Source organism: Streptomyces sp. NBC_00285, assembly GCF_036174265.1.
GTDB lineage: Bacteria > Actinomycetota > Actinomycetes > Streptomycetales > Streptomycetaceae > Streptomyces.
In genome coordinates this window covers 6,947,580-6,971,552 of record NZ_CP108055.1, presented here as the reverse complement: position 1 = coordinate 6,971,552, position 23,973 = coordinate 6,947,580, and the positions used below count along the sequence as shown (strand labels likewise).

The window sequence follows — 23,973 nt, the reverse complement described above, 5'->3', positions numbered from 1 at the left end:
TCCTCTCGGATGCGAAGCGAAACGACTCCGTCACCACGGGTGTTCATCGCCGGTCTTCGTGTCGGCCAGCGAACGTCGAACACAAAGTTCGTGAAGGCGCACGGCCCTCACGATCGCTGTTCAAGGGGAGGTCAATGGTGAGTGCAAATTTATGTTTCGGCCCGGAGCTTCGCCGTTTACGACAGGAAGCGGGGCTCACTCTGACCGAGTTCTCCGTGGCGCTCAACTACGACAAGGGGCACCTCAGCAAGGTCGAGCGCGGAGAGCGTTCCGCATCCCCTGAACTGGCCCGGCGGTGCGACGCCTTCCTCGGCGCGAACGGCGAGCTGCAGCGCTTGGTCGTCCGCCTCGAGACCGACTCGCACACCACCGAAATCCCTGCTACCCCGTGCCTCGGGCTCGTCGGGCGCCGGGCGGTCCTCGCGGCGGGTACGGGGGCGCTGATCGACCTCGGACTGAGTCTCGGCGGTCAGGTGTCCTCTGCCGCCGACTCCCTCCTCTCCTCCTTCCTCGCACAGTTCGACCAGCTACGAAAGCTCGGCCAGTCCACCGCGCCGAAGGTCCTGCTTCCCCTTCTGGAGACGCAGACGCGCACGGTCGCAGGGCTGGCCGCCGACACCCCGTACTCCACTCGGGCCCCCGCACTCCTGCTCGCGTCGCGGTTCGCGGAGTTCACCGGCTGGATGGCCCAGGAGGCCGGGGACAGCGACGCAGCGCTCGGCTGGACCGTTGAGGCCGCCGAACTGGCGCGCGCCGGGGGCGATCCGTACCTCGGTTCCTACGCGCTCGTGCGCCGCGCCCTGGTCACGCTCTACGACGGGGACGCCGCAGGCACCGTCGCCCTGGCCCGCCGGGCCCAGAGCGACGAACTCCCGCCGCGCATCCGGGGACTCGCCGCCCAGCGGGAGGCACAGGGACACGCGCTCGTCGGAGACGAACGCGACTGCCTCCGCAGCCTCGACAGGGCGCAGGAGCTGCTCGACAGTGACGACGCCCGCAGCGGCGCCAAGCCCGTGATCGGCACCACCCACGTGAGCGATCCGGCGGCGATGACGACCGGCTGGTGCCTGCATGACCTCGGTCGCCCCAAGGCCGCCGCCGAGGTCCTCGACCGGGAGTACCGCCGCCTCCCGCCGCACGCGTTGCGCACCCGCGCCCGGTACGGCTTCCGCAGGTCCTTGGCCCACGCCGCCTCCGGAGAGGTCGAGCACGCGTGCACGATCGCCGGAGAGCTCTTGGGGGTGATGCCGGCCGTGCCGTCGGCGACGGTGAACAGCGACGTCCGGCGTCTCGCGCGAGAACTCTCCCGGTTCCGGAGCAGCCGGGCCGTACGCGATCTGCAGCCAGCCCTGGCACGGGTACTCGCCCCCGCGCACGATTGACACCGGCTCCACGACCGACACCGGCTCGAGCCGCCCGGCTCGCCGGACTTCGCGGCCCTCCAGATCCCACGATCCCCGGCGGGCCCCTCTGCTCCCCGCCCGACGCCTAGCACCGCGCCCCGGCTTCTTCGGGCTGCCCGCGACCAGTGACGCGCCAGGCGGCGCACCTCCATCCGCCCCGTGGACCCGCCATGCCGTAACACGGTCGGGACCTCATGGCCCGGGCTGACCGGGGCCTCGGAGCCCGGGTCGGCAGCCCTCGCGCTCGTACCCATTCACCCCCGTCTTCCTCTCACGAAGGGAACCTTCATGTCCGACGTCTTCGTCAACTACCGCACAGGCGACGAGGAATCCGTGGCAACCATGATCGCTCGGGAGCTCACCCGGCGGTTCGGCGGCGAGCGGATCTTCTTCGCCAGCAACTCGATCGAGCTTGGACACCGCTTCCCGGTGGAACTGGCCAGGGCGGTGGAGGAGTGCAAGGCGCTCCTCGCCGTGATCGGCCCGCGCTGGGCGGAGGTGCGGGGGGCCAACGGCCGCCCCGCCCTCGAAGCCGAGCAGGACTGGACCCGTCGTGAGATCCAGACCGCGCTCGACCGCGGAATCCTGGTGATTCCCGTGCTCGTCGGAAAGGCCACGCGGATCGACCACGCTGTCCTCCCGGGCGATCTGCGGGAGCTGGCGGACTGCCAGTACAGGCGGTTCGACCACCGCAACGCCGAGTCGGACCTGATTGCGCTCGGCGACGCCCTCGCCCGGCTGCTGCCCGAGCTGGGCGCGGTGGACCGCGACGCCCGTGCGGCGCGGGAGCGAGCGGAGACGAAGTCCCGCAAGAAGTCGGCCCAGGACGCCGAGCCCACCAGGATGCGGACGCGCGACGTCGAGCAGCGCGTGCGGGGCGGCATCGGAAACCTCAACGGAGACCTGTCCGGCACCTTCGTCAACGAGCCGCAGGGGCCCGTGAACACCGGTCGGGGACACCAGTACAACGCGCCCCACTTCCAGGGTGACAACACCGGGGTCCAGTTCACGGCGGGCGACAACAGCGGTACGGTCCACCAGCGCTTCGAGCGCGAGCGCCGGCGCTCGGACGACGGACGATGACCGAGCAGGACCACGTCACCGTCAACGATCCGCGCGGCCCGGTGAACAACGGCGAGGGGCACCAGTACGTCTTCTACGGCGTCGGCGCAGACTGGATGATCCGCAAAGGGGTCGAGTCCCTCCGGATCGCCCGTGAGGACCGGGTGCGCCTGGCCGACCGGTTCGTTCGGCCGGTGGGTTTCCGCGTCGCCGCCGACCGCCTGGAGAAGCCCGGATCGGTGGTGCTGCTGACTGCTCCGCCCGGCAGCGGCCGCCGCGCCGCGGCGATCATGCTGCTGCACGGCCTCGGTGAGGAGGGGGGCGCCGACGAGGAGGGTGCCCGGTTCGAGGAGCTTCCCGCCACGGACAAGGACGAGACCCCTCTCGCCCCCGGTGAGGGCGACCGTTTCCTCCTCGACCTCTCCGGGATCGCCGACGAAGAGGCGTACGCCAAGGCCCAGCGCCTCCTGGCCATGCGCCGGTCGCAGGTCCAGAAGGCGGAGGCCCACATGGTCGTCGTCCTGCCGTCCGGCCTGGAGCACACCCATGCGCCCGACCTCGAACCGCACACGGTGACGCTGGGGCGCCCGCGGGGCGTCGCCGTCGTCACCCGGTACCTCCGCATGGACCGGATGGCCTTCCGCCCCGCCGACCTGGGGAGCGCCGACCTCCAGCGCCTGTGCGACCGCTCCCCGATGCGGGAGCTGGCGCGACTCGCGGGGCTGGTGAGGGCCGCTCGCGATAGCGGCCGGTTCGGCGCCGACTTCGCAGGTTGGCTCGACCAGGCGATACACGCGGTGACCGACCGTGCCGATGAGGCGGGTCGACAGGTGGCCACGGTCCGCTCCGCGCCCGAGCGCGCCCTCCTGCTCGCGACGGCGGTGTTCGAGGAGGCCCGCGCCGACACCGTCTACGAGGCGTGGCACGGCTTGATGAGGACGGTGCGGCACGCGGAAGAGGAGACGACCGAGCTCGCGCGGACGGATTTCGGGGAACGGCTGGCGGCGCTCGGGATCGAGCGGGGCCCGGACGGTCGGCTCCGCTTCGGACGGCTGGCCTACGCCGACGCGGTACGGACGTACTTCTGGGCGAACTTCCCCGGGGTGCGCGACGACCTCAGGGACTGGATCGGTCACGCCGCCGGACTGCGCGGTCTGACCACCGACGACCGAGTGAACGTCATCGTCCGCTTCGGCGAGCGGTCCCTGGCCGTCGGGCGCCCCGACCACCTCTTCGACCTCGTGGTGCGCTGGGCTGACCGCGCGGCCGGGGCGTCCATCGACCCGCGAGCCGTGGCTGCCCTCGAACTCGGTCTCAGCCACGAGAGGTTCGGGGGATGGTTCCGCAGACGGATGTACGAATGCGCGAGATCCGGCCCTTTGTCGGACGGTCTCGCCCGCGTCCTGACCGCCGCCTGTCACCAGACTCTCGGCGCGTCGCACCCGGACCAGGCGATGGTGCGGCTCCATTACCTCGCCGTACGGAAGGGGATGGCAGCGGGTGAGGCCCGGGAAGCACTTCTCGACCTGGCCGGCCGTGACCGTCGGCTCTACCGGCTGCTGATCGACCGCCTCCGGGACCGGACGCGTGGGCAGCCGCACGCGGCGGAGCCTCAGCTCCGGCTGCTCACGGAGCTGTTGAGGAGCGACCGGGCACCGGACCCCCCGCCGTGGCCGGACCTGTTCCTGGGCTGGGAGACGGTTTTCTTCCAGCCGCCCACGGAGCTCTGGATCCCGCTGGTGAGTAGCTGGCTGAACGCCGTGGCGAGCGACAGTACGCGGGAGATGGCGCTGGACGTGATGGTCGGGGCGACGCACTGCCGCGCGGCCGCTCTCCACCGCCTCTACGCCATCGCCTGCGGCTGGGCGGGGGGCTCGCACCACTCCTCCCGAGCGGCCGTCGCCGCCCTCTTCTGGCAGCACATCGACCATGCGCAGTATGCCCGTACGGAGAGTACGGGCGCCGGACCACGGATCACGGAAGAGGCACGATGAAACACCGCATTTCCAGCCTCCTGTTCGTCGCCCTCTGCGGCCTCGCACCGGCTGTGCTCGGAAACCTCCTGCACTGGTCAGCGTTACTTTGGGGCTTCATGTCCATGGTCACGGCCTCGGGCTCCTTGCTGCTCCTGATGACGGTCCTCAGCAGTGACCGCGCGTCGGCCGACCCGTACGAGCCCAGGGAACCCGAACCGCCCGCAGCGCCGACGGAGCGGCCGTACCAGGAGACACGGGTGGAAGACGCGGCGCTGCCGAGCGCGGCGGACGGCTACGACTTCCTGTTCTCCGCCACCGTGTTGTGGAGGTCTGTCTCCAGTCACGCCGACCGGTCCGATGATGCCTCCCCAGCTCTCGCCGTCTCCTCGGTCGTCAGCCGGGCCGTGGAGGTCGTCCGCCGCGAGCAGCCCGGCCGGGCGAGCTTCGCGCGGTATCTCCTGGAGGGGGAACTGGGCGTCCCGCTCCCGGACCGGAGCGGCCGGGTGACGGCCGTGGCGGCCGATGTGACGCTGACCCTCACCCCAGCCGACCGTGAGCGCCTGCGGACGTTGAACGACCTTCGCAAGGACGAGGAGATCTGGGAGTACGAGCGTCAGCACGAGCGCAACAAGCGGCGCTACCTCGGTGACGACGTGCTCAAGAGCGCGGGCAGCGCGGTGGTGTGGTGGTTGGCCCGTCACGAGAACGAAATCGAGAAGGCGGTCGACATGATCGGCCCGCTCGCCCAGATCGCTGCGGCGGCCAACGACAAGGAGGTGCCCGAGCTCTTCCGCCACCTGCTCGTCCCGCCCGTGGGCGGGCGGAGCGAAGCTACCGTCGGGGACCCGCTGTGGGACGGGGACGGCCGGAGCGGAGGGATACTCGACCGCGAGGAGGAAGTAGGGGTCTCGGATCGGCTGCTCCTGCTGCTAGCGGCACTGGGCCTGAAGCCGGACATGGACGAGTACACGGTGTTCGTGCACCGTGTGGTGCGGAGCCTGGAAGCGGCCGGGTTGGATGAGGCTGCCGAGGAGATCAGGCGGACACTTCTCCCGATGCCCGACAAGGGCGGATGCGAGGGGCCGGAAGATGGGCCTTCGGACAGGGGGGAGCCCTCGGGGCCCTGGTCATCGGGCTTCCCCTCCCCCGAGGGCTCACCGTTCACCGACGCGACCGCAGGCACGTTCACTCCGGGGGCGGCGGAGAGCGGCGCAGGCGAACGGAACCAAGGCTGGCGGGAGACGAGCGAGGACGACATGACGCCTCCGTACTTCTGGGACACCTCGCACAGCCCGCACCGGCCCGCCGCACCTCGCGCACGGGACGAGGACGAGGACGGGAGCTGATCCGGTACGCGGTCGGCTCTCCGCGGCTCTCCTTCACCGCACACCGCGGCGGGGGAGTCCTTTCCTGCCCCGAGACCAGGGCAAGACCATCACTCGCTGGGACGCTGCCGACTCTGTTTCCCAATTCGCCGTGGCTGCTCTACGTTCGCGGCCTCGGAAGCCAGCGTGACAGGCCGGCGAAGGCAAGGCTAGTCCTTCCCTACGCCTTCCACGATGGACATACGACCGGGAACAAGCCCCTGTGACAGCGAAGGATTGCCAAGGGGGGGCTGGGACGAACCGTCCCAGCCCCCTCTTGGCCACTTGTACTTCTGCGTTGAACTCCACCACGTCAGCGACGTGGTGGAGTTCAGTTGTTGAACCTGAACTCCACCACGTCCCCGTCCTGCATCACATACTCCTTGCCCTCCATCCGCGCCTTGCCCTTCGCGCGGGCCTCCGCCACCGATCCCGTCTCGACCAGGTCGTCGAAGGAGATGACCTCCGCCTTGATGAAGCCCTTCTGGAAGTCGGTGTGGATGACTCCGGCGGCCTCGGGGGCGGTGGCGCCCTTCTTGATGGTCCAGGCGCGGGATTCCTTGGGGCCGGCCGTGAGGTAGGTCTGCAGGCCGAGGGTGGCGAAGCCGACGCGGGCCAGGGTGGCCATGCCGGGCTCCTCGACGCCGACCGACTCCAGGAGCTCCATCGCCTCCTCGTCGTCGAGCTCGGCGAGGTCCGCCTCCAGCTTGGCGTTGAGGAAGATCGCCTCGGCGGGGGCGACCAGGGCGCGCTGCTCGGTCTTGAAGTCCTCGTCGACCAGTTCGTCCTCGTCGACGTTGAAGACGTAGAGGAAGGGCTTGGTGGTGAGGAGGTGCAGGTCGTGCAGGAGTTCCTCGTTGCCGGAGCCCTGGACGATGCCCGCGGAGAACAGGGTGTCGCCCTTCTCCAGGATCTCCTTCGCCGCCTCGACCGCGGCGACCTTCGGGCCGATGTCCTTCTTGATGCGCGACTCCCGCTGGAGGCGCGGCAGGACCTTCTCGATCGTCTGGAGGTCCGCGAGGATCAGCTCGGTGTTGATCGTCTCGATGTCGTCCTTCGGCGAGACCTTGCCGTCGACATGCACGACGTTCTCGTCCTGGAAGGCGCGGATGACCTGGCAGATCGCGTCGGACTCACGGATGTTCGCGAGGAACTTGTTGCCCAGGCCCTCACCCTCCGAGGCGCCCTTCACGATGCCCGCGATGTCGACGAAGTCGACGGTCGCCGGAAGGATCTTCTGGGAGGAGAAGATCTCGGCCAGTTTCGCCAGGCGCGCGTCCGGGACACCGACCACGCCGACGTTCGGCTCGATCGTGGCGAACGGGTAGTTGGCCGCCAGCACGTCGTTCTTGGTCAGGGCGTTGAACATGGTCGACTTGCCGACATTCGGCAGACCGACGATTCCGATCGTGAGCGACACGTTGCGACTTCCCGTAGTGAGAGGGCCAGGGGGCCGGTACCCGTCCTGGGCGGGCCAGAGGCCGGCAGACCGGCCGATCCCCCAGTTTACGGGCTGCCCGGCCCCGCTCCGGCGGCCCTCTCGAACGCATGGCCAAGGTCTTTCCTACGGCGTGTCTGAGAGCCGACTGCACACATGATCAGACCTAAGTTGGTCCAGTGGAGCAACACAGGACCCGCCCCCCGCACAACGGAACACGACGTGGAGCACCGGGAGTACCGGCAGCGCCGCTGCCCGCGCAGGCCCGCGGTGAGCTGAGGCCACCGGTGGCCCGCCGCCCCGCGCCTCCCATGGCCCGGACGCTGCGCAGACTGCCCGATCCCCGGCTCACCGGACTCGGCGGTGGGCTGTTCTGCATGACGGTGATGTTCGTGCTCGGCTGTCTGATCTCGCTGCTGCTCGGCCCCTCGCTGACGGTGTACAGCGTGCTGTTCCTGCCCGTGTGCGTGCTGACGGCGGTCTGGATCCGCCGGGCCGACCTGCTGACCGCACCCATCGTCGTCCCGATCGCCTTCGCGGTCGGCCTGCTCCCCGTCGCCGACTCCGGCGACGGCACGTCGGGTCGCCTGATGGGCCTGTTCACCGCCCTCGCCACCCAGGCGGGCTGGCTCTACGCCGGCACCCTGGCCACCGGCCTCATCGCACTGGTCCGCCGGATCTGCCTGGTACGACGCCGCACCCGCTGACGCCGACCGCACACCTCACACCGGCCGACGGGAGCCGGTCATGCCGGGCTCACCCGGAGCCCGGCGCCGACGCCGGCGCAGGCTCGCTACGCCTGGACCGCCCGCATCGCCGCTCCCACGATCCCCGCGTTGTTCTGCAACTGCGCCGGGACGATCTCGGCCTTGATGCCCTCGATGTGGGGCAGGAACTTCTCGGACTTACGGCTGACGCCGCCGCCGATGATGAACAGCTCGGGCGAGAACAGCATCTCCACGTGGGCGAGGTACTTCTGGACGCGCCGGGCCCAGTGCTCCCACGTCAGCTCCTCGTCCTCCCGGGCCTTGCTGGAGGCCCGCTTCTCGGCGTCGTGACCGTGGAGTTCGAGGTGACCCAGTTCGGTGTTGGGGACCAGGACGCCGTCGACGAAGACCGCGCTGCCGATGCCGGTGCCGAGGGTGAGCAGGATGACCGTGCCCTTGCGGTCCTTGCCCGCGCCGAAGCTCATCTCGGCGACGCCCGCCGCGTCCGCGTCGTTGACCACGGTCACGGGGAGCCCGCCGAGCCGCTCGCTGAACAGCGTGCGCGCGTCGGTGTCGATCCAGCTCTTGTCGACGTTGGCCGCCGTGCGGATGTGCGATCCGCCGGTGACCACGCCCGGGAAGGTCAGTCCGACCGGTCCCGTCCACTGGAAGTGCTCCACGACCTGCTTCACCCCGTCGGCGACGCTGTCGGGCGTCGCCGGGTGCGGGGTGAGCACCTTGTGGCGCTCCAGGGTCAGGTCGCCCTTGTCCAGGTCCACAGGGGCGCCCTTGATCCCGGATCCGCCGATGTCCAAGCCGAAGATCTGCATGGCCCTACGTTACGACGAAGGACTGACAGTCACTCCCCCGAGGTACCCGAGGCGCCTGAGGCCCCCGAGACCCCGGTGCGCTCCGCGACCAGCGCCGCCGCCTCCTCACGCAGGTCGCGGCGCAGCTCCTTCGGCAGCGAGAAGGTGATGGACTCCTCGGCCGCCTTCACGAGTTCCACGTCGCCGTAGCCGCGCTGCGACAGCCACTCCAGGACCTCCTCGACCAGCACCTCCGGCACCGACGCGCCAGAGGTCACGCCGACCGTGGTCACGCCCTCCAGCCAGGCCTCGTCGATCTCGGCGGCGAAGTCCACGAGGTGGGCCTCGCGGGAGCCGGCCAGCTTGGCGACCTCGACGAGCCGCACGGAGTTGGAGGAGTTGCGGGAGCCGACCACGATGACCAGTTCGGCCTCGGCGCCCATCTGCTTCACCGCGAGCTGACGGTTCTGCGTGGCGTAGCAGATGTCGTCGCTGGGCGGGGAGATGAGCTGCGGGAACTTCTCCTTGAGGGCGTCGACGGTCTCCATTGTCTCGTCCACGCTCAACGTCGTCTGGGACAGCCAGACGATCCTCGACGGGTCGCGGACCTCGACCTTGGCGACGTCGGCCGGACCGTCGACGATCGTGATGTGGTCGGGGGCCTCGCCGGAGGTGCCGATGACCTCCTCGTGGCCCTCGTGCCCGATCAGGAGGATGTCGTAGTCCTCATTGGCGAAGCGGACGGCTTCCTTGTGGACCTTGGTGACCAGCGGGCAGGTCGCGTCGATGGTGGCGAGCCTGCCCTGCGCGGCCTCCTCGTGGACGACGGGGGCGACACCGTGCGCGGAGAACATGACGATGTTCCCCTCGGGAACCTCCTCCGTCCGCTCGACGAAGATGGCGCCCTTCTTCTCCAGGGTCTGTACGACGTACTTGTTGTGGACGATCTCGTGCCGGACGTACACCGGAGCGCCGTACTGCTCCAGGGCTTTCTCGACGGCGATCACTGCGCGGTCCACGCCCGCGCAGTAGCCCCGGGGGGCGGCGAGCAGGACACGGCGGCCGGACGAAGCAGTCATGCCTCCCATCGTAAGGCCGCGTTCGGCCGGTCAAAGATCGCGTGCCTACGACCTTCCCGGGAAGACTGGCCAGGACATGTGAGGGGCGGGACGGGCGAGGCACACGCGGAGGCATGATGTCCGGTACCGGCACGGCGGACTCCACGGCCGTGGAGGAACGCGACGGCCTGCGGCGCAGCATCGGTTTCCGGGACCTCGTCGTCTATGGGCTGCTGTTCATCGCCCCCATGGCCCCCGTCGGTGTCTACGGCACCCTGGACGCCAAGTCGCACGGGGCGGTCGCCCTTGTCTATGTGTTCGCCACCGTGGCGATGGCGTTCACCGCGTTCAGTTACGCGCAGATGGTCCGGGTCGTCCCCCAGGCGGGGTCGGTGTTCGCGTACGCGCGCGCGGGGCTCGGCAAGGAGGCCGGGTTCGTCGCGGGCTGGATGGCGATGCTGGACTATCTGCTGATCCCGGCCGTGGCGTACCTGTTCTCCGGTATCGCGATGAACTCCCTGGTACCCGAGGTCTCCCGCTGGGTGTGGACGGCGCTGGCGGTCGTCGTCACGACCCTGTTGAACCTGTGGGGCGTCCGGGCCGCGGCCCGGGTGGGTTTCCTGGTGCTGGCGCTGGAGATCGTGGTCCTGCTGGTCTTCGCGGTGTCCGCGATCGTCGTCCTGGCGCGCGACGGCGCCGAACGCGGCTGGCTGTCGCCGTTGTCCGGGGACGGCTCCCAGGGCCCGTTCGCGCTGTCGGCGGTGATCGGCGCGGTGTCGGTGGCCGTCCTGTCGTACCTGGGCTTCGACGCGATCGCCTCGTTCGCGGAGGAGGTCACGGGCGGTTCGGAGAAGGTCGCCCGCGCGGTGCTGTTCTGTCTGGCGCTCGCAGGTGTGCTGTTCGTGGCGCAGGCCTATCTGGTGGCCCTGCTGGACCCGACGACCTCGGCACAGTTCGCGGCGGACCCGGGCAGACAGGGGTCCGCCTTCTACGACGCCGTCGACTCCTCGGTCGGCACCTGGCTGCACGATCTGGTGGCCGTCAGCAAGGCGATCGGCGCGGCCTTCGCGGCACTGGCGGGCCAGGCGGCGGCCGGGCGGCTGCTGTTCGCGATGGGCCGCGACCGGCGCCTGCCGCGTGCGCTGGCGAAGACGGACTCGGGTGTGCCGCGCGTGGCGTTGCTGTGCGCGGCCGTGATCACCCTGGTCGCGGCGGTGTGGGCGGCCCGCCGCGACGACGGCATGGACCACCTGGTGTCCATGGTCGACATCGGCGCCCTGACGGCCTTCACGCTGCTGCACGCGAGCGTGGTCGGCTGGTTCGCGGTCAAGAAGCGCGGGGGGCCGGTGGTCGGCTGGCGGCATGTGCTGGTGCCGGTGGTGGGGGCGGCGATCACGGTGGCGGTGATCGTGGAGGCGTCGGGGGCGGCGCAGGTGGTGGGCGCGGTGTGGCTGGCGGTCGGACTCGGGGTGCTGTTCACCCAACGCGACCGTGACCGCGACAGCGACCGAGACCGTGACCGTCAGGGCCTGTCCGGCGAACCGGGCAGCCTGTAGGCACCTGTGCGCTGACCGCCAGAGTCGAACGGGGGCGATGGGCAGGACCCCTTCCCCCAGTCAGGCCCCCTCCCGCACAAGCGACGCCGAGCGCGCCCCCGCGCCCCGCCACACCGGCATGATCCGCCGGACAGGCTCTGGTTGCCTTGCGGTGACGGTGCGTTGTCGTACCCGGACGTTACGCTCGCGGCATGGCTGTGAACTCGACTCCCGAAGCGCCCCTGCCCGTCGGCGAGGTGTCGCGGCTCATCGGCGGCTGGATCGACCGGCTCGGCGCCGTGTGGGTCGAGGGGCAGATCACGCAGCTCTCCCGGCGCCCGGGTGCGGGTGTCGTGTTCCTCACACTGCGCGATCCCTCGTACGACATCTCGGTGAGCGTGACCTGCTTCCGCCAGGTCTTCGACGACGTGGCCGATGTCGTCAGCGAGGGCGCCAGGGTCGTCGTACTGGCGAAGCCGGAGTGGTACGCGCCGCGGGGGCAGCTCTCGCTGCGGGCCACAGAGATAAAGCCCGTCGGCGTCGGTGAGCTGCTCGCCCGGCTGGAGCAGCTGAAGAAGTCCCTGGCCGCGGAGGGGCTGTTCGCGCCGGAGCGCAAGAAGCCGCTGCCGTTCCTGCCGCAGTTGATCGGGCTGGTCTGCGGGCGTGCCTCGGCCGCCGAGCGGGATGTCCTGGAGAACGCCAGGCACCGCTGGCCGGCCGTCCGCTTCGAGGTGCGCAACGTCCCGGTGCAGGGGGTGCACGCCGTCCCGCAGGTCGTGCAGGCGGTCAAGGAGCTCGACGCGCTGGACGGCGTGGACGTGATCATCGTGGCGCGCGGCGGGGGCAGCGTGGAGGATCTGCTGCCGTTCTCCGACGAGCAGTTGGTGCGGGCGGTCGCGTCCTGCCGTACACCGGTCGTCTCCGCGATCGGGCATGAGCCGGACACCCCGCTGCTCGACTACGTCGCCGACGTTCGGGCGTCCACGCCGACGGACGCCGCCAAGAAGGTCGTCCCGGACGTCGGGGAGGAGTACGAGCGGGTGCAGGCGCTGCGGGACCGTGCGCGGCGCTGTGTGGAGGGGTTCCTGCAGCGGGAGGAACGCGGCCTGGCGCACGCGCTCGCGCGGCCGTCGATAGAGGATCCGCACCGGATGATCGACGAGCGCGCGGACCATGTGACCTCCCTGACCGACCGCGGTCGCCGCACCCTGGGTCATCTGCTCGACCGTGCCGACTCCGAGCTGACGCACACGCACGCACGCGTGGTGGCCCTCTCTCCCGCCGCGACGCTCCAGCGCGGATACGCCGTGCTGCAGAAGGCCGACGGGCATGTGGTGCGGGCACCGGACGAGGTGACCGGGGAGGAGACCCTGCGGGCGCGGGTGGCCGAGGGTGAGTTCACTGTCCGAGTCGATGCATAGGGTGAGCGGATGACCAGCAAGGTGGCGGAAGAGACGCTCGGGTACGAGCAGGCGCGGGACGAGCTGATCGAGGTCGTACGGCGGCTGGAGGCGGGCGGTACGACGCTGGAGGAGTCCCTGGCGCTCTGGGAGCGGGGCGAGGAGCTGGCGAAAGTGTGCCGGCGCTGGCTGGACGGGGCGCGGCAGCGGCTGGACGCGGCGCTGGCCGAGGAGGACGTGGCGGCCGACGAGGGCGACGCGGAGTAGCGGCGGCCCGGTAGTGGCTGCCGAGCAGCGACTCCGCGTCGCGGCACCGGAGCGTCGGGCGGTGTTCTGCCGGGGAATGCGCCGTGTGAACTTCCGGTTGATCTGCTCGGTGATCTGTGAAGCGGATCACCACCCCCAGGTTTTTGTTGAAGGTTGAACTTAGTTCGCGTACCTTCGGAGACGTCAACCGGTCCACGGTCCGTTTCTGGGGCCGACGCACTCTCCGAGAAGGTTCCCGCATGTCTCTCGTTCTTGACCCCGCCGCCCAGGACCTGCTGTTCCGCGAGGCCCGCACCGCGAACACCTTCACCGACGAGCCGGTGACCGACGAGCAGGTCCAGGCGATCTACGACCTGGTCAAGTACGGCCCGACGGCCTTCAACCAGAGCCCGCTGCGCATCACCCTGGTCCGCTCCGCCGAGGCTCGCGAGCGCCTGGTCCAGCACATGGCCGAGGGCAACCAGCCGAAGACCTCCACCGCCCCGCTGGTCGCGATCCTCTCCGCGGACAACGAGTTCCACGAGGAACTGCCGGCGCTCCTCCCCCACTTCCCGCAGGCCAAGGACCTCTTCTTCAGCGAGCGCCCCGCCCGCGAGGGTGCCGCCGGGCTGAACGCCGCGCTCCAGGCCGCGTACTTCATCATCGGCGTCCGCGCCGCGGGCCTCGCCGCCGGTCCGATGACCGGTCTCGACTTCGCCGGTGTCCAGAAGGAGTTCCTGGACGGCGACCACACCCCGCTGATGGTCATCAACATCGGCAAGCCGGGCGAGGACGCCTGGTTCCCGCGCTCCCCGCGTCTGGCGTACGACGAGGTCATCACCACCGTGTGAGACGGCTGACACACGAGAGGGCCCGGCTGCCTGGCAGCCGGGCCCTCTCGGCGTTGCCTCACGCCGTCCTGAGCGACTTCGCCATCTCGGCCAGCTGGGCGAACGACCCCGTACCCGCGACCACCGTCGTCGCCCCGTCGCCGCTGTGCACGAGGGCGTCGTAGCGGCCGCCCGTGTACCGCGTCCAGGTGCGGCCCGCGATCTCCTGGGTCTGCTTCGTCGCCTCGGCACCCTGACTGGCCTCGTCGACGAACGGCGAGGGCTTCTGAGTCGACTGCTCGATCTGCACGTACTCACCGCCGGGGGCCTGGAAGCCCAGGTGCCAGGCGTCGAAGTCGTCGGCCCGGAAGCGCACCGAGGTCGCCTTCCAGTCGGCCGACAGGCCTTCGGGTGCGGCCACCGGATAGGAGGCCGCACGGCGGGCCGTGAGCAACTCGACGCGGTAGTCGACCTTCTGGACGTCGGGAGCGGAGTCGTCGTGCGGGATGAACACGTAGATGACCGCCGCCGCGATCCCGATCAGGCCCAGGGACAGAATCATGTCCCGGACCGTCTTCTGCTTGCCGTTCGAACCTGCCACGCCCCCTATCGTCGCAGGTGCCCGGCCCGCTCATCCGTGGGGGCCCCTGCTCATTTTGTCGGACTGACGCTAGAGTCGACGGTCGAACCCTCATCCGGCCGTCGTCGTATCAGAAAGGTGCGCTCCGATGACCGAGCATCATCATCTGCCGTCCGAACTCGAGGTCCCCTCAGAGGCCCCCGACCGCAACCTCGCCCTGGAACTCGTCCGGGTGACCGAAGCCGCCGCGATGGCCGCGGGCCGCTGGGTCGGCCGGGGCGACAAGAACGGCGCCGACGGCGCCGCGGTGCGCGCCATGCGATCCCTCGTCTCCACCGTGTCGATGAACGGCGTGGTCGTCATCGGCGAGGGTGAGAAGGACGAGGCCCCGATGCTCTTCAACGGGGAGCGCGTGGGCGACGGGACCGGGCCCGAGTGCGACATCGCCGTCGACCCGATCGACGGGACGACGCTGAACGCCAAGGGCATGCCGAACGCGATCGCGGTCCTGGCCGCGGCGGACCGGGGGTCGATGTTCGACCCGTCCGCCGTCTTCTACATGGACAAGCTGGTCACGGGCCCGGAGGCGGCGGACTTCGTCGACATCAACGCTCCGGTCTCCGTGAACATCCGACGGGTCGCCAAGGCCAAGCGGGTCACTCCGGAGGACGTGACCGTGGTCGTCCTCGACCGGCCCCGGCACGAAGGGATCATCAAGGAGATCCGGGACGCGGGCGCGCGGATCAAGCTGATCTCCGACGGTGACGTGGCGGGATCGATCTACGCGCTGCGCGAAGGCACCGGCGTGGACCTGCTGCTGGGCGTCGGCGGCACCCCTGAGGGCATCATCTCGGCCTGTGCCGTGAAGTGCCTCGGCGGCACGATCCAGGGCAAGTTGTGGCCGAAGGACGACGCGGAGCGGGCGCGGGCGATCGACGCCGGGCACGATCTGGACCGGGTGCTCACGACCGACGACCTGGTGTCCGGGGAGAACGTGTTCTTCGTGGCCACCGGGATCACGGACGGTGAGCTGCTCCGGGGTGTGCGGTACCGCTCGGAGACGGCGACGACCGACTCGATCGTGATGCGGTCGAAGTCGGGGACGGTCCGGCGGATCGACTCGGAGCACCGGCTCAGCAAGCTGCGTGCCTACAGTGCGATCGACTTCGACCGCGCCAAGTAGCCCGGTCTGCGCGGGGCTCAGGACGTGCAGCCGAGCCCCGTTCAAAAGGCGCCCCCGGTGCGGTGGGGGCGCCTTTCGCTGTTCGTTCAGCCTGCCTGGGCTATGCGGGCCGCCCTTGAGGCGTTCTTCAGTTCCATGTCGCGCCGGCGCCTGCGGGCCAGGACGACTCGGCGTTCCGCTGCTGTAAGGCCGCCCCAGACGCCGTAGGGCTCCGGTTGCAGCAGGGCGTGTTCGCGGCACTCCACCATCACCGGACAGCGGGCGCAGACCCGCTTCGCGGCCTCCTCGCGGGAGAGCCTGGCTGCGGTGGGTTCCTTGGACGGGGCGAAGAACAGGCCGGCCTCGTCGCGCCGGCACACCGCCTCGGTGTGCCATGGAGCGTCTTGGTCCCTGTCCCGCACTGGCACCCGCTGGGCTGGAACAGCAGCGACCTGCAGGGACGAATGCGGCGGTTGCAGCACGGTCTACTCCTGACGACGGCTTCGCGAGCGAGAGACGATGCAGCAAGCCCTACCCGCTGTGCGCGCGCCTATGCACTGAGTCCCGAACCGCTGGATCCCGCATGGTCGCGCGCGCCGCCGGGAGCCGCCCGGGGGCGGATCCGCAGGCTTCGGGAACACCCGGATTCACGACCGTCAACGATCCAGGTGTTTGCGCAAACTCCTGTCGAGCTTGTGGTCGACCGCGCGATGCACCCGGTCGAGGATGTCGGCGACGAGCTTGCCGCGCTTGGGCCGCCCCTCGATGTTGCCGAGGACCGCCCAGCCGTCGATGTACACCACGGGCGCGTCGGGCTCGGCCGAGTCCAGGGTGTCCACCTCGAAGTTGCCGAGTATGCCGCCGCCGGTGCCGCGCAGCGAGACGTTCTCCGGGACGCGCACCTCGACGTTGCCGAAGACCGAGAACGCCTTGATCACGACCTGGCGGTACTCGAAGATCGCCTCGCTGAGGTCGATCTCCACGCTGCCGAAGATCGCGTAGGCGTGGATACGACGGCCCGCGCGCCAGCGGCCCTTGCGGACGGCGGCGCTGAAGACCGCCACCACGTTGTCGTCGGGATCGTGGGGCAGCGGGTCGGTCGGCCGGTTGGGGGCCGGGGTCCAGACCGGGGCCGCACGGCGCTCATGGGCCGCGGGCAGGTCCCGGATGAAGACCTCCAGCTCACCCGCCGTCTTGGCACTCAGCACCCCCTCGACCCGCTCGGCGTGCTCGTCCGCGGTGAGGCGGCCCTCGGCCAGGGCCTCACGCAGGATGTCGGCGACACGGTCACGGTCGGCGTCCGAGACACGCAGGTCGGCCGGCGCGAGCCCGGGGCCCGCGTGCTTCTGAAGATCGGGCTTCTGAAGGTCCACGGCAGCAGCGTACCCAAACGCGATAGATCGCGACTAGCCCTGTGGGCAACTGTCCGCGCACCGCTGACAACTCCTTGACGGCCAACTGAGCCGACCAACTGAGCCTTACCTCACAAGCTGCTGCCCTTGGACAGGTTCTACGCTGGTGAGGCCCGCCAACGGAGGCGGGTGGCCGTCCGCAGAGTGAGGAATGGGCTGAGATGCCTGAGTTCGCGTACACCGATCTGCTCCCCATGGGAGAGGACACCACCCCCTACCGGCTGGTGACCTCCGAGGGTGTCTCCACCTTCGAGGCCGACGGGCGGACCTTCCTCAAGGTGGAGCCGGAGGCGCTGCGCGAGCTCGCCGCGGAGGCCATCCACGACATCCAGCACTACCTGCGGCCCGCACACCTCGCCCAGCTGCGCCGCATCATCGACGACCCCGAGGCGTCCGGCAACGACAAGTTCGTGGCACTGGACCTGTTGAAGAACGCCAACATCGCCGCGGCGGGTGTCCTGCCCATGTGCCAGGACACCGGTACGGCGATCGTGATGGGCAAGCGCGGTCAGAACGTACTGACGTCCGGCGGCGACGAGGAAGCCCTCTCCCAGGGCATCTACGACGCCTACCTGAACCTCAACCTGCGCTACTCGCAGATGGCCCCGCTGACCATGTGGGACGAGAAGAACACCGGCTCCAACCTCCCCGCCCAGATCGAGCTGTACGCCACCGACGGCGGCGCGTACAAGTTCCTGTTCATGGCGAAGGGCGGCGGCTCGGCCAACAAGTCGTTCCTCTACCAGGAGACGAAGGCCGTCCTGAACGAGACCTCCATGATGAAGTTCCTGGAGGAGAAGATCCGTTCGCTGGGTACGGCCGCCTGCCCGCCGTACCACCTGGCGATCGTCGTCGGCGGCACCTCCGCCGAGTACGCGCTGAAGACCGCCAAGTACGCCTCCGCGCACTACCTGGACGAGATCCCGGCCGAGGGCTCGGAACTCGGGCACGGCTTCCGGGACAAGGAGCTGGAGCAGAAGGTCTTCGAGCTGACGCAGAGGATCGGGATCGGCGCGCAGTTCGGCGGCAAGTACTTCTGCCACGACGTGCGTGTCGTACGGCTGCCCCGGCACGGTGCGTCCTGCCCGGTCGCGATCGCCGTCTCCTGCTCCGCCGACCGCCAGGCCGTCGCGAAGATCACCGCGGAGGGCGTCTTCCTGGAGCAGCTGGAGACGGACCCGGCGCGGTTCCTGCCGGAGACGACCGACGAGCACCTCGACGAGGCGTCGGACGTGGTCCGCATCGACCTGAACCAGCCGATGGACGACATCCTCGCGGAGCTGACCAAGCACCCGGTGAAGACGCGGCTCTCACTCAGCGGTCCGCTGGTCGTGGCCCGTGACATCGCGCACGCCAAGATCAAGGAACGCCTCGACGCGGGCGAGGAGATGCCGCAGTACCTCAAGGACCACCCGGTGTACTACGCGGGTCCCGCGAAGACCCCCGAGGGGTACGCGTCGGGTTCGTTCGGCCCGACGACCGCCGGGCGCATGGACTCCTACGTCGAGCAGTTCCAGGCGGCGGGCGGCTCCAAGGTGATGCTGGCCAAGGGCAACCGCAGCAAGCAGGTCACCGACGCGTGCGACAGCCACGGCGGCTTCTACCTCGGTTCCATCGGCGGCCCCGCCGCCCGTCTCGCCCAGGACTGCATCAAGAAGGTCGAGGTCGTCGAGTACGAGGAGCTCGGCATGGAGGCCGTCTGGAAGATCGAGGTCGAGGACTTCCCTGCCTTCGTGGTCGTCGACGACAAGGGCAACGACTTCTTCCAGGATCCCGCCCCGGCGCCGACGTTCACGTCGATCCCGGTGCGGGGGCCCGGCCTCGCGTGACGGTGTGATCCTTGACGGACGCCCGCCCCTGATGGGTGCAGGGGCGGGCGTCTTGTCGATGGCTCGGTGGCTCGGTGGCTCGGTCAGCCGACGCAGACGATGAAGCTGACCGTGTCGCCCTGGTGGACGATGCTCGGGGCGTGCGGGGAGACCCCGAGCACCGAGTTCGGCTTGCAGCCTTGGACGGCCTTCTTGGTGACAATCCCCGCCGGCGGTCATTGGCCAGGTTCACCGTGATCCGCCGGACGTAGGCGTCCGGAGCGTCCTTTCCGGGGCGACCTCGTCCTCACGGGGAAGCGTGAGGCGGCGGGAACAACGCGGCCGATCGAACGGCCACGAATTCCTGGAAGTCCGTCTGCCGGAAGTACGTCTCCACACGCTCCTCCCTTCCTGTCACCCGTTCTCGACGGAGACGCGTTCGCTTCTGCTGCACGGCCGACGTGCGACCTGGGTCACGTCACCGAACCCGTACGGGCGCAGAAGTACGGATTCCGGAACATCCGCGCCGTCCCGTTCGCTGTACGGGACATGAGCGACTACCGCATCGAGCACGACTCCATGGGTGAAGTACGCGTCCCCGCCGACGCCAAGTGGCGTGCCCAGACCCAGCGGGCCGTGGAGAACTTCCCCGTCTCCGGCCAGCGCATCGAGCGGGCGCACATCGAGGCGCTCGCGCGCATCAAGGGAGCCGCGGCGAAGGTGAACGCCGAGCTGGGGGTGCTCGACAAGGACATCGCCGCGGCCATCCAGGAGGCCGCCGAGGAGGTCGCGCGCGGGGACTGGGACGAGCACTTCCCCGTCGACGTCTTCCAGACCGGTTCCGGCACCTCGTCCAACATGAACACCAACGAGGTCGTGGCCACGCTCGCGACCGAGCGGCTCGGCCGTGACGTGCATCCCAACGACCACGTCAACGCCTCCCAGTCGTCCAACGACGTCTTCCCCTCCTCCATCCACATCGCCGCCACCGCCGCCGTCACCCGCGATCTCATCCCCGCGCTCCAGCACCTCGCCGCAGCCCTCACCCGCAAGTCCGAGGAGTTCGCGGACGTCGTGAAGTCCGGGCGGACCCATCTGATGGACGCCACCCCGGTGACCCTGGGCCAGGAGTTCGGCGGGTACGCGGCACAGGTCCGCTACGGCGTCGAGCGACTGGAGGCGTCGCTGCCCCGGCTCGCCGAACTCCCCCTGGGCGGCACGGCGGTCGGCACCGGCATCAACACCCCTCCCGGTTTCTCCGCCGCGGTCATCGAGGAGGTGGCCCGCACCACCGGGCTGCCGCTCACCGAGGCACGGGACCACTTCGAGGCGCAGGGCGCGCGGGACGGGATCGTCGAGACCAGCGGGCAGCTCAGGACCATCGCGGTCGGACTCACGAAGATCGCCAACGATCTGCGCTGGATGTCCTCCGGTCCGAGGACCGGCCTCGCGGAGATCTCCCTGCCCGACCTCCAGCCCGGTTCGTCGATCATGCCCGGCAAGGTCAACCCGGTGATCCCGGAGGCCGTGCTGATGGTCGCCGCGCAGGTCGTGGGCAACGACGCGACCGTCGCCACCGCCGGTGCGGCCGGCAACTTCGAGCTCAACGTCATGCTGCCGGTCATCGCGAAGAACGTCCTGGAGTCGGTCCGGCTGCTCGCCAACGTCTCCCGGCTGCTCGCCGACCGGACCGTCGACGGGATCGTCGCCCACCGCGAACGGGCCCGGGAGTACGCCGAGTCCTCGCCCTCCGTGGTCACCCCGCTCAACAAGTACATCGGGTACGAGGAGGCCGCGAAGGTCGCCAAGAAGGCCCTCGCCGAGCTGAAGACGATCCGGCAGGTCGTGCTGGAGAGCGGGTATGTGGAGCGCGGCGACCTGACGGAGGAGCAGTTGGACGAGGCACTGGATGTCCTGCGGATGACACGGCCGTAACCTTTCCCGCCCCCGGCGTGAACCGTGACGCGCACCGCAGCGTCGTATGCCCATGGCACCTAATATTTCTTCATGGCAGACGGTGGAGCGGTGAGAGCGGTGGAAGCGGGCACGTCGACGTCCTTCTGGGAGCCCGGGAGTCAGATCCTGTGGCGCTACCGGGAGAACTCCGGCGCGCACTTCCACATCGTCCGCCCGGTCACCGTCGTCCGCGACGACGAGGATCTGCTCGCCGTCTGGCTGGCGCCGGGCACCGAGTGTGTGAAGCCGGTACTGGCCGACGGCACGTCCGTGCACGCGGAGCCGCTGGAGTCCCGCTACACCAAGCCGCGGACCGTGCAGCGGGACCACTGGTTCGGCACCGGGGTGCTGAAGCTGGCGCGGCCGGGACTGCCGTGGTCGGTCTGGCTGTTCTGGGAACCGGGCTGGCAGTTCAAGAACTGGTACGTGAACCTCGAGCAGCCGCTGACGCGTTGGGCGGGGGGTGTGGACTCCGAGGACCACTTCCTGGACATTTCCGTGCACCCGGACCGCAGTTGGCGCTGGCTCGACGAGGACGAGTTCGGGCAGGCCCAGCGGGACGGGCTGATGAGCCCCGAACTGGCCGGGCAGGTCAGGTCCGCGGGGCGGTCCGCGGTGGAGGTGATCCGCGCCTGGGGCCCGCCGTTCTCGGACGGCTGGCCCGACTGGCGGCCCGATCCGTCCTGGTCTGTACCGATCCTTCCGGAAGACTGGGACCGTATGCCCGCGCACTTGTCCTCATGAGACCCTTGATGCGCCCCCGGGCTGCAAACGTAGGATCGTCCTCCGCAAGAGTGCGCAGCGGCAACTACCGGAGCGGGCACTGGGCTTGACCGATCGTCACCGAGGGGCGGCAGGACGTGAGCGTGGGGTACGAGGGCAACACCGGTACGGGCCGACGTTTCGCCAACAACGCAGGAGCAGCCCCTGACCACGCGGGAATTCCGTTCCTGGGACACGCATTCCGGGTATCGGCATTTCGGCGGGACCGACTGCGCGTACGGCGTGCAGCCCCGGACGGACGGATTCGACACGCGTGACGGAGCACCCGACCTCCTTCGAACGCCCCCAGCCGGGCGTCGACCCCACGGAACCCCGCGGGGCGCGTCTGCGTTCCCCGGCGCCCTCACCGGCACCGGGCGTCGAGGCGCCGTCAGCTTTACCCGTTCAGGCCCGCTCCGGTGACACCGCGCCGGAGGCGGCACCCGTCATTCAGGCCAGCAACAGCACGACCGGCAAGACCGGCAGAACCGGCAACAACGAGGACATGGGTATGAACCCGGCGGGAACCGGCCCCGAGCACTCCCAGCCGGCCGCTACGGAGCAGGACACGCACCGCCCGCGGCCCGTCCCCGATGGGGTCCCGGTCCAGCCGGGTGGCGAGGGCGAGCGGCCACAGAGCAGCATCAGCAGCGAGGAACGCCGTACCGGACAGGGGCTGTCACCGGGCCGTCCCACGCCCATGCGACGGGACGGGGACCGGCTGCGCTTCGTGGGCGCGGCGACCCGGCGGATCGCGCGCGGTATAGACCTGGACGAGATCGTCATGGGGCTGTGCCGGGCGACCGTGCCGACGTTCTCCGACGCGATCCTCGTCTATCTGCGCGATCCGCTGCCGGTCGGCGACGAGCGGCCCACCGGCCCCCTCGTGCTCAGGCTGCGGCGCAGCGACCGCATCCCGCAGCAGGAGCGGGACCTGGAGGACGGCATCCTCCCGGTGCCGGTGCCGGAGAACCCGACCGAGCTGGACGCCCTCGGCACCGAACTGTGCGAGGTACAGCCCGGCAGCGCGCTCGCCGAGGTGCTGCGCGGAGTGCGCCCGGTCTTCACAGACACGCCCGCGGCCCACGCGGCGCTTCCCGAACTGCTCGGCGAGGGCTGCGAGTTCGCCGTACCGTCCGGGCGTCGCGCGATCCTGGCCCCGCTGCGTGGCCGGCGCCGGGTCATCGGCGCCGCGCTGTTCCTGCGGCGCCCCGACCGCATTCCCTTCGACCCGGACGACCTGCTGGTCGCCGCCCAGCTGGCCACGCACAGCGCGCTGGGCATCGACAAGGCCGTCCTGTACGGCCGTGAGGCGTACATCGCCGACGAGCTGCAGCGCACCATGCTCCCGGAGACCCTCCCGCGTCCGACCGGCGTACGGCTGGCCTCGCGCTATCTGCCGGCCGCCGAGACGGCCCGGGTGGGCGGCGACTGGTACGACGCGATCCCGCTGCCGGGCAGCCGGGTCGCGCTGGTCGTGGGCGACGTCATGGGCCACTCCATGACGTCCGCGGCGATCATGGGCCAGCTGCGGACGACGGCCCAGACCCTCGCCGGGCTCGACCTGCCTCCGCAGGAGGTGCTGCACCACCTGGACGAACAGGCCCAACGGCTCGGTACGGACCGTATGGCGACCTGCCTCTACGCCGTGTACGACCCGGTCTCGCACCGCATCACCATCGCCAACGCCGGGCATCCGCCGCCCGTGCTGCTGCATCTGGGCGGCCGTGCGGAGGTGCTCCGGGTGCCGCCCGGCGCGCCGATCGGTGTCGGGGGCGTCGACTTCGAGGCCGTGGAGCTGGACGCGCCCGCCGGGGCGACGCTGTTGCTGTACACCGACGGGCTCGTGGAGTCCCGGCTGCGGGACGTGTGGACCGGGATAGAGCAGCTGCGGGAGAAGCTCGCCGCGACCGCTCAGCTGACCGGGCCGGATCATCCGCCGCCCCTTGAGGCGTTGTGCGACGAGGTGCTCGACATGCTCGGCCCGGGCGACCGGGACGACGACATCGCGCTGCTCGCCGCACGGTTCGACGGGATCGCGCCGAGTGACGTGGCGTACTGGTTCCTGGAGCCGGAGGACGCGGCACCCGGCCGTGCCCGGCGGCTCGCGCGGCGGGCACTGTCCCGTTGGGGCATGGAGGATCTCACCGACTCCGTCGAGCTGTTGGTCAGTGAGGTCGTGACGAACGCCGTGCGGTACGCGACGCGGCCGGTCACGCTACGGCTCCTGCGGACCGACGTGCTGCGCTGCGAGGTCGGGGACGACGTGCCGCAACTGCCGCGGCTGCGGCAGGCTCGCGCCACCGACGAGGGTGGGCGCGGGCTGTACCTCGTCAACCGGCTGGCCCGCCGGTGGGGGGCGACCCGGCTCAGCACCGGCAAGGTGGTGTGGTTCGAGCTGAACCGGAACTGACCGCGCCGCTGCCCGCACGGGTACAGGAACGAGAGAAGGGCGCCCGGTGACC

Annotated in this window: 20 protein-coding genes; 14 read left to right on the top strand and 6 right to left on the bottom strand. The window is 70.0% G+C overall.

All coding sequences use genetic code 11. From position 1 onward, the window contains the following. Window positions 1–134 precede the first annotated feature (134 nt). The 4 genes from OHT57_RS32400 (at window position 135) to OHT57_RS32385 (ending at window position 5,787) form a co-directional block, all read left to right on the top strand. A complete protein-coding gene (locus tag OHT57_RS32400) occupies window positions 135–1,382 on the top strand; it encodes a helix-turn-helix domain-containing protein (RefSeq protein WP_328750255.1) in 1,248 nt (415 codons plus the stop codon). A gap of 309 nt (window positions 1,383–1,691) precedes the next feature. Further along, entirely contained in the window at window positions 1,692–2,486 is a 795-nt protein-coding gene (locus tag OHT57_RS32395; RefSeq protein ID WP_328750254.1) for a toll/interleukin-1 receptor domain-containing protein, read from the top strand. Beyond that, entirely contained in the window at window positions 2,483–4,459 is a 1,977-nt protein-coding gene (locus tag OHT57_RS32390; RefSeq protein WP_328750253.1) for a hypothetical protein, read from the top strand. Before OHT57_RS32395 ends, OHT57_RS32390 begins: the two co-directional genes overlap by 4 nt. 98 nt (window positions 4,460–4,557) lie before the next feature. Next, window positions 4,558–5,787: a hypothetical protein gene (locus tag OHT57_RS32385; protein ID WP_443053508.1), complete on the top strand. Its 1,230-nt coding sequence runs from the start codon at window positions 4,558–4,560 to the stop codon at window positions 5,785–5,787. A gap of 349 nt (window positions 5,788–6,136) precedes the next feature. On the opposite strand, the gene ychF is transcribed toward OHT57_RS32385, so the two are convergent. After that, a complete protein-coding gene (ychF, locus tag OHT57_RS32380; RefSeq protein WP_328750251.1) occupies window positions 6,137–7,225 on the bottom strand; it encodes a redox-regulated ATPase YchF in 1,089 nt (362 codons plus the stop codon). 197 nt (window positions 7,226–7,422) lie between these two features. Here ychF and OHT57_RS32375 point away from each other — a divergent pair, with 197 nt between their 5' ends. Then, window positions 7,423–7,950, top strand: a complete 528-nt coding sequence (locus OHT57_RS32375; protein ID WP_328750250.1) for a DUF6542 domain-containing protein — start codon at window positions 7,423–7,425, stop codon at window positions 7,948–7,950. Window positions 7,951–8,036: 86 nt separating this feature from the next. Here the strand turns inward: OHT57_RS32375 and ppgK are convergent, their stop codons facing one another. Then, entirely contained in the window at window positions 8,037–8,780 is a 744-nt protein-coding gene (gene ppgK / locus OHT57_RS32370) for a polyphosphate--glucose phosphotransferase (protein ID WP_328750249.1), read from the bottom strand. A 29-nt stretch (window positions 8,781–8,809) separates the two neighbouring features. Next, entirely contained in the window at window positions 8,810–9,847 is a 1,038-nt protein-coding gene (locus OHT57_RS32365) for a 4-hydroxy-3-methylbut-2-enyl diphosphate reductase (RefSeq protein ID WP_328750248.1), read from the bottom strand. 107 nt (window positions 9,848–9,954) lie between these two features. Here OHT57_RS32365 and OHT57_RS32360 point away from each other — a divergent pair, with 107 nt between their 5' ends. The 4 genes from OHT57_RS32360 (at window position 9,955) to OHT57_RS32345 (ending at window position 13,849) form a co-directional block, all read left to right on the top strand. Further along, on the top strand, window positions 9,955–11,373 hold the full coding sequence (locus OHT57_RS32360; RefSeq protein ID WP_328753393.1) for an APC family permease: 1,419 nt from the start codon (window positions 9,955–9,957) through the stop codon (window positions 11,371–11,373). Window positions 11,374–11,564: 191 nt separating this feature from the next. Beyond that, the gene (gene xseA, locus OHT57_RS32355; protein WP_328750247.1) at window positions 11,565–12,773 is read left to right on the top strand and encodes an exodeoxyribonuclease VII large subunit; all 1,209 of its coding nucleotides are present in this window, start codon (window positions 11,565–11,567) and stop codon (window positions 12,771–12,773) included. A gap of 9 nt (window positions 12,774–12,782) precedes the next feature. Beyond that, entirely contained in the window at window positions 12,783–13,019 is a 237-nt protein-coding gene (locus OHT57_RS32350; RefSeq protein ID WP_328750246.1) for an exodeoxyribonuclease VII small subunit, read from the top strand. 239 nt (window positions 13,020–13,258) lie between these two features. Next, on the top strand, window positions 13,259–13,849 hold the full coding sequence (locus OHT57_RS32345) for a malonic semialdehyde reductase (RefSeq protein ID WP_328750245.1): 591 nt from the start codon (window positions 13,259–13,261) through the stop codon (window positions 13,847–13,849). A gap of 58 nt (window positions 13,850–13,907) precedes the next feature. Here OHT57_RS32345 and OHT57_RS32340 read toward each other — a convergent pair whose 3' ends face one another. Then, window positions 13,908–14,429: a DUF4245 domain-containing protein gene (locus OHT57_RS32340; protein ID WP_328750244.1), complete on the bottom strand. Its 522-nt coding sequence runs from the start codon at window positions 14,427–14,429 to the stop codon at window positions 13,908–13,910. Window positions 14,430–14,556: 127 nt separating this feature from the next. Between OHT57_RS32340 and glpX the strand changes: the two genes are divergently transcribed. Then, the gene (gene glpX / locus OHT57_RS32335) at window positions 14,557–15,591 is read left to right on the top strand and encodes a class II fructose-bisphosphatase (protein WP_328750243.1); all 1,035 of its coding nucleotides are present in this window, start codon (window positions 14,557–14,559) and stop codon (window positions 15,589–15,591) included. Between the two features lie 86 nt (window positions 15,592–15,677). On the opposite strand, the gene OHT57_RS32330 is transcribed toward glpX, so the two are convergent. Together OHT57_RS32330 and OHT57_RS32325 are read right to left on the bottom strand one after the other, a co-directional pair. Beyond that, the gene (locus tag OHT57_RS32330) at window positions 15,678–16,052 is read right to left on the bottom strand and encodes a WhiB family transcriptional regulator (protein ID WP_328750242.1); all 375 of its coding nucleotides are present in this window, start codon (window positions 16,050–16,052) and stop codon (window positions 15,678–15,680) included. 174 nt (window positions 16,053–16,226) lie between these two features. After that, a complete protein-coding gene (locus OHT57_RS32325; protein WP_328750241.1) occupies window positions 16,227–16,943 on the bottom strand; it encodes a DUF1707 SHOCT-like domain-containing protein in 717 nt (238 codons plus the stop codon). A gap of 200 nt (window positions 16,944–17,143) precedes the next feature. Between OHT57_RS32325 and OHT57_RS32320 the strand changes: the two genes are divergently transcribed. The 4 genes from OHT57_RS32320 to OHT57_RS32305 all read left to right on the top strand — a co-directional run bounded on the left by OHT57_RS32320 (window position 17,144) and on the right by OHT57_RS32305 (window position 23,921). Next, window positions 17,144–18,811: a fumarate hydratase gene (locus OHT57_RS32320; protein ID WP_328750240.1), complete on the top strand. Its 1,668-nt coding sequence runs from the start codon at window positions 17,144–17,146 to the stop codon at window positions 18,809–18,811. A 528-nt stretch (window positions 18,812–19,339) separates the two neighbouring features. Then, a complete protein-coding gene (locus tag OHT57_RS32315) occupies window positions 19,340–20,725 on the top strand; it encodes a class II fumarate hydratase (protein WP_328750239.1) in 1,386 nt (461 codons plus the stop codon). Window positions 20,726–20,797: 72 nt separating this feature from the next. Then, on the top strand, window positions 20,798–21,490 hold the full coding sequence (fomD, locus tag OHT57_RS32310) for a cytidylyl-2-hydroxypropylphosphonate hydrolase (protein ID WP_328750238.1): 693 nt from the start codon (window positions 20,798–20,800) through the stop codon (window positions 21,488–21,490). Between the two features lie 292 nt (window positions 21,491–21,782). Continuing rightward, the gene (locus tag OHT57_RS32305) at window positions 21,783–23,921 is read left to right on the top strand and encodes a SpoIIE family protein phosphatase (RefSeq protein ID WP_328750237.1); all 2,139 of its coding nucleotides are present in this window, start codon (window positions 21,783–21,785) and stop codon (window positions 23,919–23,921) included. The last annotated feature ends 52 nt before the right edge of the window (window positions 23,922–23,973 follow it).

Excerpts from the sequence above, each read along its gene's own strand:
- glpX (WP_328750243.1), top strand. The coding sequence starts at position 14,557 with ATGACCGAGCATCATCATCTGCCGTCCGAACTCGAGGTCCCCTCAGAG.
- OHT57_RS32365 (WP_328750248.1), bottom strand. The coding sequence starts at position 9,847 with ATGGGAGGCATGACTGCTTCGTCCGGCCGCCGTGTCCTGCTCGCCGCC.
- OHT57_RS32390 (WP_328750253.1), top strand. The coding sequence starts at position 2,483 with ATGACCGAGCAGGACCACGTCACCGTCAACGATCCGCGCGGCCCGGTG.
- OHT57_RS32395 (WP_328750254.1), top strand. The coding sequence starts at position 1,692 with ATGTCCGACGTCTTCGTCAACTACCGCACAGGCGACGAGGAATCCGTG.
- OHT57_RS32400 (WP_328750255.1), top strand. The coding sequence starts at position 135 with ATGGTGAGTGCAAATTTATGTTTCGGCCCGGAGCTTCGCCGTTTACGA.
- ppgK (WP_328750249.1), bottom strand. The coding sequence starts at position 8,780 with ATGCAGATCTTCGGCTTGGACATCGGCGGATCCGGGATCAAGGGCGCC.
- OHT57_RS32315 (WP_328750239.1), top strand. The coding sequence starts at position 19,340 with ATGAGCGACTACCGCATCGAGCACGACTCCATGGGTGAAGTACGCGTC.
- OHT57_RS32320 (WP_328750240.1), top strand. The coding sequence starts at position 17,144 with ATGCCTGAGTTCGCGTACACCGATCTGCTCCCCATGGGAGAGGACACC.
- fomD (WP_328750238.1), top strand. The coding sequence starts at position 20,798 with ATGGCAGACGGTGGAGCGGTGAGAGCGGTGGAAGCGGGCACGTCGACG.
- OHT57_RS32350 (WP_328750246.1), top strand. The coding sequence starts at position 12,783 with ATGACCAGCAAGGTGGCGGAAGAGACGCTCGGGTACGAGCAGGCGCGG.
- OHT57_RS32385 (WP_443053508.1), top strand. The coding sequence starts at position 4,558 with ATGTCCATGGTCACGGCCTCGGGCTCCTTGCTGCTCCTGATGACGGTC.
- OHT57_RS32345 (WP_328750245.1), top strand. The coding sequence starts at position 13,259 with ATGTCTCTCGTTCTTGACCCCGCCGCCCAGGACCTGCTGTTCCGCGAG.
- xseA (WP_328750247.1), top strand. The coding sequence starts at position 11,565 with ATGGCTGTGAACTCGACTCCCGAAGCGCCCCTGCCCGTCGGCGAGGTG.
- OHT57_RS32360 (WP_328753393.1), top strand. The coding sequence starts at position 9,955 with ATGTCCGGTACCGGCACGGCGGACTCCACGGCCGTGGAGGAACGCGAC.